The sequence below is a fragment of the Jatrophihabitans sp. genome (assembly GCF_051960575.1).
Lineage (GTDB): Bacteria > Actinomycetota > Actinomycetes > Mycobacteriales > Jatrophihabitantaceae > JBQCEE01.
In genome coordinates, this window is sequence record NZ_JBQCEE010000419.1 from 1 (window position 1) to 3,437 (window position 3,437).

At 78.9% G+C, this 3,437-nt stretch carries 1 protein-coding gene and 1 pseudogene; one reads left to right on the forward strand and one right to left on the reverse strand.

Translation table 11 applies throughout. From position 1 onward, the window contains the following. Positions 1-2,690 (reverse strand): annotated as a pseudogene (locus ACTHMS_RS23235) (hypothetical protein); the annotation flags it as partial. A 156-nt stretch (positions 2,691-2,846) separates the two neighbouring features. Between ACTHMS_RS23235 and ACTHMS_RS23240 the strand changes: the two are divergent. Further along, positions 2,847-3,437: site-2 protease family protein (locus ACTHMS_RS23240; protein WP_440309030.1), on the forward strand; the 591-nt coding region annotated here is incomplete at its 3' end.

Consider the following 3,437-nt stretch of genomic DNA (forward strand, 5'->3'; position numbering starts at 1 on the left):
GGTGCTGCTTGGGCGCAAGCCCCGCCCGTCGACGCCGACGTCTCGGCCGGATCGGCGGGCTCGTCCTTCGGGGGGACCGCCGGCGCCCCGAGCGACCGTGCGGCGGGCTCGTCGGGCGGCGGCAGTCCGAGCGACTGTCCCGGGTACGCCGACGGCGGCAGCTCGTCGTGCTCGTCCTTGCCGCGGCGGCCGCGGAAGAGCTTCCCGAGGCGGCCCGTCCGGCCCTCGGCCGCGACGTCGTCGGTGCCCGCGGTGCCCGCGGTGCCCGCGGTGGCGGGCGCGGACGGGGTGACGGTCGCCGGAGCGGTCGCGAGCGCGGGCGGCAGCGGCTCCTGCTTCGGGCCCGGACGCGGGCCGGTGCGCACGGGCGCGCTCGCAGCTGCGGCGGCCCGCTCGGCGGCAGCCGCCCGCTCGGCGGCAGCCGCCTGCTCGGCGGCCACACGCTCGGCCTCGGCCTTGGCCGCCGCGAGTGCGGCGCGACGCTCGGCATCGGCCTTCGCCGCCTGCTCGGCCGCACGGCGCTCGGCCTCCGCCTTGGCGGCTCGTTCGGCGGTGACACGTTCGGCTTCGGCCTTGGCGGCACGTTCGGCGGCGACGCGCTCGGCTTCGGCCTTGGCGGCTCGCGCGGCGGCGACCCGCTCGGCCTCTACCTTGGCGGCCTGTTCGGCGGCGGCGCGCTCGGCCTCGGCCTTCGCCACACGTTCCGCGGCGACCCGCTCGGCTTCGGCCCTGGCGGCCTGTTCGGCGGCGACGCGCGCGGCCTCGGCCTCGGCGGCCTGTTCGGCGACGACCCGGGCGGCCTCGGCCTGTTCTGCCTCCTCGCGCGCCGCCGTCTCGTCCGGACGGTCGGCGGCGACGACGTCGACCGCGGGGGGCACGTCGGCCGCGACGGGCGTCGGCGACGACAGCTCAGCGGCCGGCAACTCCGGCACCTCCGGCGCGTCCGGCACCCCGGTGGCCGCGGCTGCGGGCGTCGGGCCGGCCGCCTCGTCCCGGTCGGACGCGCGGTTCAGCAGCCGGCGCAGACCGGTGCGCTTCGGCGCGGGGGCCGGGTGGGGCGCGTCCGCGTAGACCGACGGGTCCCAGGTGGCCGCGCCGCCCAGGTCGAGGACGGCGGGCGCGCTGACCTGCCAGGGGAACTGCGGCGCGTCAGCCGTCCCGGCAGTGTCCGCCGGCGTCGAGGCAGCGTCGGTGGGCGCGTCCGACTGCAACGTCTCCAGTTCCGCCCGGCGCGCCGCCTCCGCGGCGGCGGCGCGTTCCAGCTCGGCACGGCGCGCGGCCTCGGCCGCGGCCACCCGCTCGATCTCGGCGCGACGGGCCGCCTCCGCGGCGGCGAGCCGTTCGATCTCCTCGCGGCGTTGCGCCTCGACGGCCGCCTGCCGCTCGGCGTCGGCACGCCGCGCTGCTTCCGCCGCGGCCTGGTGCTCGATCTCCTCGCGACGCGCCGCCTCGGCGGCGGCGATCCGCTCGGCCTCCTGGCGGCGGGCCGTCTCCTCCGCCGACCGGCGCTCGAGCTCGGCGCGGCGGGCGGCCTCCTCGGCGGCGACCCGCTCGAGCTCGGCGCGGCGGGCCGACTCGGCGGCGGCGAGCGCCTCGCTCTCGGCCCGGCGGGCCGCCTCGGCCTGCACCTGCTGCTCGACCTCGGCGCGGCGCGCGGCCTCGGCCGCAGCGACCTGCTCCAGCTCGGCGGCACGGGCGGCCGCCGCTTCGGCCCGCTGCTGCAGCTCGGCCAGACGGACGGCTTCGGCGGCGCGCTCGGCCTGCACCTGCTGCTCGATCTCGGCGCGGCGAGCGGCCTCGGCGGCGGCGAGGGCCTCGAGCTCCGTGACGCGGGCGGCCTCCGCCTCGCGCTCGGCCTGCACACGCAGGTCCGCCTCGCGGCGACGCGCGGCCTCGTCGCCGGCCTGGCGCTCGAGCTCGGCCCGCTGCGCGGCCTGCTCGGCCGCCTCACGCTCGAGCTCAGCCCGCCGGGCCGTCCCCGCCGCGGCCAGCGCCTCGACCTCGGCCCTGCGCGCCGCCTCGACCTGCACCTGCTGCTCGACGGCTGCCCGTCGCTCCGACTCGGCGGCGGCCAACTGCTCGAGCTCGGCCCGCCGGGCCGACTCGGTGGCCGCGAGCTGCTCCAGTTCGGCGCGGCGCGCGGCCTCGGCCGCGGCGACCTGCTCGAGCTCGGCGGCACGAGCGGCGTCGGCCGCGGCCTGCTGCTGGAGTTCCGCGAGTCGGGCGGCCTCGGCCGCCCGCTCGGCCTCGGCGCGGCGCTCGAGCTCGGCCCGGCGCGCCGCCTCGGCCGCCGCGGCCTGCTCGAGTTCGGCGATGCGGCGCTGTGCCGCCTGCCGCTCGCGCTCGAGCTGCACCCGCAGCTCGCCGATGTCGTCGTTGTCGGTGCGGAACGCCGGCCGCGGCCCGCGCACGATCGCCGGGTTGGACGCGACCGGGGCCGCCTGCGTCGCGGTGCCGTTGCGCGCGAGCCACGGGCGCACCGGCTCGAGCGCCGTCCCCGGCTCCGGCAGGGCGAGGTCGGCGACCGGGGCGTCGGCGGTCTCGCGCAGCAACCACGGACGCAGCGGCGCGAGCGGACCGTCACCGGCGACCTGCTCGGGCGTGACGTCCGGCGTCTCGGCCGGCTGGCCGTTGCGCTCCCACGGGCGCACGGGCTGCAGCGGCCGGCCGAGGTCCGGTTCGGCGCTCATCGGGCCCGACGGGGAGTCGGGAGGGGTCGACGCAGCGCGCGTCGTCGCCTCACGATCCTCGTCACTCACATCAGTACGGTAGCGAAGTCGCCCACTTGAGCCTCGTAGCATCGCGATCGTGCGGAATCTGCCGAACTCAGCCCTCGCAGAGGGTCGATGACAGCCCCAGGGCGCCCCGCACCGTCCGGCCGGCCCGACGCCGCCCGCGATGGCATCATCCTCGGCACCTTCTTCGGCGTCCCCGTGCTCATCGCACCGTCGTGGCTCATCATCGCGGTGCTGTTCACCGTGCTCTACGGCCCCGCGCTCGAGGACGCCGTGCCCGGGCTGCGGCCCGCGGCGGCGTACGGCGCGGCGGCCGGCTTCTCGGTGCTGCTGGCCCTGTGCGTCCTGGCCCATGAGCTCGGGCACACCGCGGTCAGCCTCGCGCTCGGTCATCCCGTGCGGCGCGTGGTGATCTTCCTCATGGGCGGCGTGTCGGAGGTCGACACCCAGTTCGCCCGCCCGCGCGACGAACTGCTCGTCGCGGCCGCCGGGCCGCTCGTCTCGGCGGTCATCACCCTCGGCACCGGCCTGGGGCACGCCGCCACCGACGGCGCGACCGTCGTCGGCGCGATCCTGACGATGCTGTTCTGGAGCAACGCGGCCCTGACGGTGTTCAACCTGCTGCCCGGCCTGCCGCTGGATGGCGGACGCCTGCTGCGGGCCGCCCTGCAGGGCGTGGGCCTGTCCGGGCGCGGCAGCACT